Raw genomic sequence first — 4,489 nt, 5'->3', positions numbered from 1 at the left:
ATTAAAAAATGGAGCACACAATCCGCAAACCATTCATCTTCAGCTCCTACAATTTACTCAAAAGATGGAACAATTTACGTTGGTGGTGCGGATGGTATCTTTGCGTATAATCCAGATTATACATTAAAGTGGAAATATTCTGCTGGAGTCGTTACGGAATCACCAGTAATTGATAAAAACGGTATCGTTTATTTTAAAGCATCCAATGAAATACATGCCTTAAATCCAGATGGAACATTAAAATGGAAAATGCCACTTGCATTAACTAACACTAGTGCAAATAATTCTATAACAATCGATGCGGATGGCACTCTATATACTGTAGGGGCTGGTGGATCACTTATAGACGATTCTTATTATTATTCTCTAATCGCAATCGGAGACACGTATATAGATAAAGTATGTACAAAAGAAAGTACATCGATGGAAGTACTAAAATCCCTTGAAGCGAAAAGTAGGAATGCGAAATTAACAGAAGAAGAAAAGAAAGAAGCGCGTGAGATCTTAAATAAGCTTTCTAGTATCACACAAGGTGAACAAGGAAAGGAAGAAGCACGTGATATCTTAAATAAACTTTCTAGTATCACGCAAGGTGAACAATTTGAACAAGGAAAATATGATTTACAAGCTGAAGCTCCTTTCGGGCAGAATTGGAATAGAAACTCACCTTTTACAGGAACTGAAACTCCTAAGGTAAAATGGGATTATAAAGTTTACTATAAAGATGGTTCCTTTGGTAATCGGATCCAACAATTCTATACCCCTCCAGCGATTGGGCGCGATGGTACTATTTATGCAGCAAACCAGAATAGAAAACTATATGCACTTAATAAAGATGGATCTGTTAAATGGGCTAAAGATAATCTGGTAACAATGGATAGTATTCCAGTTATTGCGGAAGATGGAACTATTTATGTTAGCACAGGTAATTTAACTGCTGTAAATCCAGATGGTTCAATTAAATGGCAAGTGAAAAGTTTAGGTGGAGATCCTGTTTTGGGTCATGACGGTACGATTTATTTACGTGGAAAAGCGATACATGCTTATAATCCAGATGGATCAAAGAAGTGGTCATCAAATGAAATAGAGGGTGGATCGGCAGGAGCCACGCTTATTTCAAAAGAGGGCATCATTTATACGTTAGCCGTGGATCTTGGGAATAAACGTCTCTATGCCCATGATAAAGATGGTAAGGAATTGTGGCATAAATATGTTCATGGGACATACTACGGTGATGGATTGGCTTTAGGTAAAAATAATGAAATATTTGTAAATACACAGGAAAATTTATATGTTTTTGATAAGAATGGGAACATAGTGCATCAATGGAAAGAAAAAGATAAAGAAGGATTGCTTTCTGCACCTACGGTTTCTTCTACAGATGGAACAATTTATGTAGGTGGACAAAATTATCTTTACGCATATAACCCAGACTATTCCTTAAAATGGAAGTATCCAATTGGAGGTACAGGGGGGGCTGTTAGGGAGGCGCCTGTAATTGATAAAAATGGTGTAATTTATTTTAGAACAAGTAGGGACATGTATGCATTAAACCCCGATGCAACACTTAAGTGGAAATTTTATAGATCAGATTTTCGTTCTGGTAGTCCTAATAGCTCAATAGTAATTGATAAAGACGGCAATTTGTATATTCCAGGTGCTGGATATGAAAGTCCGGAAGACAAAGATGGATATTATTCCTTAATAGCTATTGGTGATGACTATACAGACAATGTATGTACAAAAGAAAGTACATTCATGGAAGTACTGAAATCCGTTGAAGCGAAAAGTAAGAATGCAAAATTAACAGTAGAAGAAAAGAAAGAAGCACGTGAGATCTTAAATAAAATTTCTAATAATCTTGATAAAAAAGATAATTAAGTTCGATTTTTAAAGAATTAAATAGCTTGTAAAAAGGAGTGGCTATGGCTGCTCTTTTTCTTTTAAAAAGCACATTAAGGGGTCCTGCCGAGATATACACGTGTAAAAATAGGTCATAGTCTTACTTTTATTTCCATATGCAATTTATAGAGCTTATAAATGCCGTTTTGTCTATTATGGGTACAACCTAATCATCCATCTATTAGTTACTGAAAATACTTTGTTCCAACTGTATGATAATAAGTTGAAAAATAGTAAGGAAATCCGTGATTACAAGTATTATTAGAAATAAATGTATGACTAATGCTCAAAATTACATGTATCTTGGCTGTACCCCATATATGGCCGGTAGAATAATCTTTCTTTTCCTCATTTCTTTAATAAGAGCTTCTATTAAAAGATGTCCTTTATCTGTTTTCATTGCTATAGGGAGAAGCCAACGTGCTAGCTCACGATATTCTTTTAAAGTGAAAGTTCGAAATTCTAATATATTTCTGATTTTTATCAAATGTTCTCGTCGAGTTGCATCACGCTCACGTGCATAATTCTGAATAGCTGAGGGTAAAACTCTTAATTGTTTAGCAATCGTATGTACAATAAAATCTGGAACTTTTTCATTCGCAGATAATGGTCTTCCAGGAAAGCGTAAGTAAGCAATTTGTATGGCAAATCCCAACCTATTAGCGGCTCCACGTTGCTTATTTATAATCTGTAATTCTTCATGAGAAATCGTGTAATAACGTAGAATTTCTCTCTCATCCATATAATCGGGAATACCATAAAAATATTCTCTTTGTGCTGTAGTAAGAAGTTCTCTTGTTTTCAACTTCCTATTCTCCTTTATGTATTATTTTGTATAAAGTGAAATAATTGCTTTATAATTTAATCTAAAAAAGGACTTTTATTTGTATAACAGAATCACTTGTTCAAGAAAAAACATAAACACAACAAAACCCACAGAAAACAATCTGTGGGTTTTGTTGTGAAAAAAGAAGCTTTGGGGAAGCTCGGTTTAATCAATTTTATAGAGTATTTTGCATATATATTGGGGTTAAATTTATCTTATTATCAATATGTTTCAAATTACTTTCACAAGTATTACAAAAGGCTTTCGTAATTGTTACAAAAGTCTTTCATTGTTTTAAAGGAGTTCAATCCATATAACAGAAAAACAAGTGAATTTCCGTTTCTAATTCATGTTAACGATAATGTGTCTATTTCTTCTGTATTTAAACCAATGAATTTTAAAAAGGTTTCTATGGGTATGCTATGAAAATATTAATTTCATTTTGGTTTAAGGTGAGTTTCGCAATTTCAACCCAGCCTTTTGATCTTTAGTAATACTCTTGAAAGAAATTTGTTACAGTTTTGAAAGAAAATTGAAAGGTGTTTAAGATAAGATGGGTTTACTGATATTCGTTTTATGTTACAACAAGGGGGAACTACAATATGAAATTACGTAATCAATTGTTATTGATGAATCTATTAAGTACCGGCATTATGCTGATTGCTATCTGGTATAGCGAAATGAAAATGTTACTTAGACCAGAACAGACACAGCTTTTCATAGGAATTGTAACCGTAGCAATGGCCTTTTCAACGATAATTTATTGGATATTAACACGCCCCATTACGGAATCTATCCAAAATTTGATTGTATTAACAAAACAATTTAGTGATAGACAATTTGGAACGATGTATAGAATTGGGTATGGACCACAAGAGTTTAAGGAATTAGCGACAGCTTTTCAACAAATGGCTAAAAATTTAGAGGAAGGGTTTATTCAGTTAGAAGAAGAAGAGAAAGCACGTACAGAGCTCATTGCGAATATTTCACATGACTTACGAACACCTCTGGCTAGCATACAATTGATGGTAGAGGCATTACAAGATGATGTAATTGCAAATCCCGAAATGAAAACACAGTACTTAACGACAATCCATAAGGAAATACAACGATTAAATGGATTAATTAATGACTTATTTGATCTTTCTAAGTTAGAACTTGGACAAGAAGATTTTTATCCAAGTTTCACACATATGGATCGTATTCTATTAGAAGTACTGGATTCACATTCTATTTTATTAGAAGAAAAACAGATCCATTTGCAATTACAAGTTTCTGAGACATTGCCTAAGCTCTGGGTTATGCCTTGTAAGATAGCACGGGTTATCAGTAATTTGTTACATAATGCAATTCGATATTCTCCAGTGTCTGGAACAATTGAGTTAATTATAGAGGAAAATAAGCAGAAACAGCATGTTCAATTCATCGTACGTGATGAAGGAGAAGGGATTGCTTATAGTGATCAACTGCGCATATTTGAACGCTTTTTTAGAACAGACCCATCAAGAAGTTCACAATCTGGGGGATCTGGACTTGGATTATCCATTGCACAATCATTAATTGAAATGCACAAAGGCGAAATTGGTGTGCGAGATCGTTCAGACGGTAAACGAGGGAGTGAATTTTGGTTTAATCTTCCTGTTACATCGGAAATGAGATGATTGAAAGACTTTTGTAAGACTTTTGTAATACTTATGAGAGAGAAATGAAAGATTTATTAGATATGATGAAGTCAATCTTACTAGTACATGTACTAATACC

The 4,489-nt window shown here is 33.8% G+C and carries 2 protein-coding genes and 1 pseudogene; 2 read left to right on the top strand and 1 reads right to left on the bottom strand.

Annotated features, from left to right (window positions below; all coding sequences use genetic code 11):
• Nucleotides 1-1,881: outer membrane protein assembly factor BamB family protein (locus H280_RS24260; protein ID WP_051094801.1), on the top strand; the 1,881-nt coding region annotated here is incomplete at its 5' end.
• A gap of 328 nt (nucleotides 1,882-2,209) precedes the next feature.
• On the opposite strand, the pseudogene H280_RS0122645 reads toward H280_RS24260, so the two are convergent.
• Nucleotides 2,210-2,707 (bottom strand): annotated as a pseudogene (locus H280_RS0122645) (DUF4158 domain-containing protein); the annotation flags it as partial.
• Nucleotides 2,708-3,330: 623 nt separating this feature from the next.
• On the opposite strand from H280_RS0122645, the gene H280_RS0122640 reads away from it, so the two are divergent.
• Entirely contained in the window at nucleotides 3,331-4,389 is a 1,059-nt protein-coding gene (locus H280_RS0122640) for a sensor histidine kinase (RefSeq protein WP_020063373.1), read from the top strand.
• Nucleotides 4,390-4,489: the final 100 nt, after the last annotated feature.

Origin of the sequence: Bacillus sp. 123MFChir2, assembly GCF_000383235.1 — a bacterium.
GTDB lineage: Bacteria > Bacillota > Bacilli > Bacillales > Bacillaceae_G > Bacillus_A.
Note: the sequence above shows the minus strand (reverse complement) of the source record. Positions and strands in the feature narration are given on the sequence as shown.

What these genes read in the sequence shown, in the direction of transcription:
- H280_RS0122640 (WP_020063373.1), top strand. Translation starts at nt 3,331, where the DNA reads ATGAAATTACGTAATCAATTGTTATTGATGAATCTATTAAGTACCGGC.